The organism is Trichlorobacter sp., assembly GCF_030247655.1.
Taxonomy (GTDB): domain Bacteria; phylum Desulfobacterota; class Desulfuromonadia; order Geobacterales; family Pseudopelobacteraceae; genus Trichlorobacter.
This window is the reverse complement of the sequence record NZ_JAOTRZ010000348.1, coordinates 1-1,835: the sequence shown is the minus strand read 5'-3', so window position 1 is coordinate 1,835 and position 1,835 is coordinate 1. Positions and strand designations below refer to the sequence as shown.

The 1,835-nt window shown below is 52.6% G+C and carries 2 protein-coding genes; both read left to right on the top strand.

What is annotated here, in order from left to right; translation table 11 throughout:
• Positions 1–627: sensor histidine kinase (locus tag OEL57_RS16555; RefSeq protein ID WP_300742030.1), on the top strand; the 627-nt coding region annotated here is incomplete at its 5' end.
• A gap of 7 nt (positions 628–634) precedes the next feature.
• Positions 635–1,835: PAS domain-containing protein (locus tag OEL57_RS16550; protein WP_300742028.1), on the top strand; the 1,201-nt coding region annotated here is incomplete at its 3' end.

The following is a 1,835-nucleotide window of genomic DNA, read 5'->3' as shown; positions in this document are numbered from 1 at the left end:
ACTGATATCCGTAGCCAGACCGACCAGCGCTGGAAAGAGCTGAAGCTGGATTTTCTACTGGAAGACAGCGGGGTGTTGCTGGGACAGTCCTTGGAAGGGGCTGACCGGATTGCCTCAATTGTGGCGCAACTGAAAGATTTTGCCCATCTTGAGGGCATGGAACAACAGCCGATGGAGCTCAAGCGGGAGCTGGAACAGCTGCTGGCAGGCATGGCTGCCAAGTTTCCGCCCAACACAACATTGATCACTGATCTGCAACCGGTGCCAACGGTTATTTGCCGGGTACCGCTGATGCTGCAGGCCTTTGCCAATATACTGGATAATGCCCTCAAATCGCGGGTTGACCGGCTTGAACTGACAGTCCGGGCGCTGCAGGATGCTGATCAGGTGCTGGTCAGTATCAGCGATAACGGTTGTGGTATTCCAACAGAGAATCTGCCACGCATCTTTGAACCGTTCTTCACCACCCGTCCGGTGGGGGGGGGCAGCGGCATGGGCCTGACCGTGGCCCGTGAAGCGATCATCGCGGCAGGGGGTAGTATTGAGATTGAGTCGGTTGCGGGTCAGGGTACGGTCAGCAGGGTACGGCTGCCCGTTACCGCATCATGCGGGTTGTCATCTTTGTGAGGGTGCTATGGCAACAACGATAAAACAGATACCCAACACCCCGGTGCTTGAAGCAGAGTTTTGTCTGCTGCTGACGGAGCAGGTTCAGTTGACCTCCGTCAGCGAAAGCGTGCGGGAGTTGCTTGGCTTTGCACCCCACGATTTTCTTTCTGGTGCCGTATCCCTGTACGATCTAATCCATCCCCACGACCGTGATATTGTTGAACAGCTATTTTCTTCAGAGCACCGCCAGGGTACTGACACCTTCAATCTCCGTATCAGACAAGCCAACGGAAGCATCCGCTGCCTCAAAGGCTGCTCCAAAAGGCAGCTAGAGAGCGGTCGGGGCATAACCCTTGAACTGCTGATGCAGGATGCCAAGGGTCTGAGCCGAACCATGGCCGATGTGACTTCAATGCCATATCTGCGGGCCATGATGGAAAATACTGACGACTACATCTATTTTAAGGACCGCAACCATGTCTTTACCGGAGCCAGTCAGACCCTGGTGACTCTCTGCAGTCCAGCTGAACACTGGACGGATCTGATCGGCCAGACTGACTACGACGTATTTCCCGAAGAATACGCTGACCTTTACTATCAGCTTGAAAAGCAGGTCTTTGCAGGGATACCGGTTGCCCAGGAAATCCAGGAAATCCTGACCAGGGATGGCAGAAAAGGCTGGGTCGATAATCGTAAATACCCGATTTATGATGAGCATGGTGAAATAATCGGGCTGTATGGCATTGCCCGTGACATTAGCGAGCGCAAACAGGCAGGACATGATCTGCTTGAAAGTGAAGATCGTTTCAGAGCGTTGAGTGAAGCCTCTTATGGCGGCATTATCATCCATGATAAAGGAAGGATCCTTGAATGTAATCAGGGGCTATCAGAGATCACCGGTTTCAGCCACCAGGAGTTGATCGGTATGGACGGCCTCATGCTGATTGCACCTGAAACCCTAGATACAGTGCTGCACAATATCAAAAGCGGCTATGACCAGCGCTATGAAGTGATTGGTCTGCGCAAGGATGGCTCGCGCTATCCACTTTCAATCAAAGGCAAGAATGTCGTCTACAAAGGCAGGTCGGTCCGGGTGATTGAGTTTTTTGATGTCACTGAGTACAAAAATATTGAGGATGAATTACGTAAAGCCAAACAGGCTGCAGAATCTGCCAGCCGTGCCAAGAGCCAGTTTCTGGCCAACATGAGCCATGAGATCCGTACCC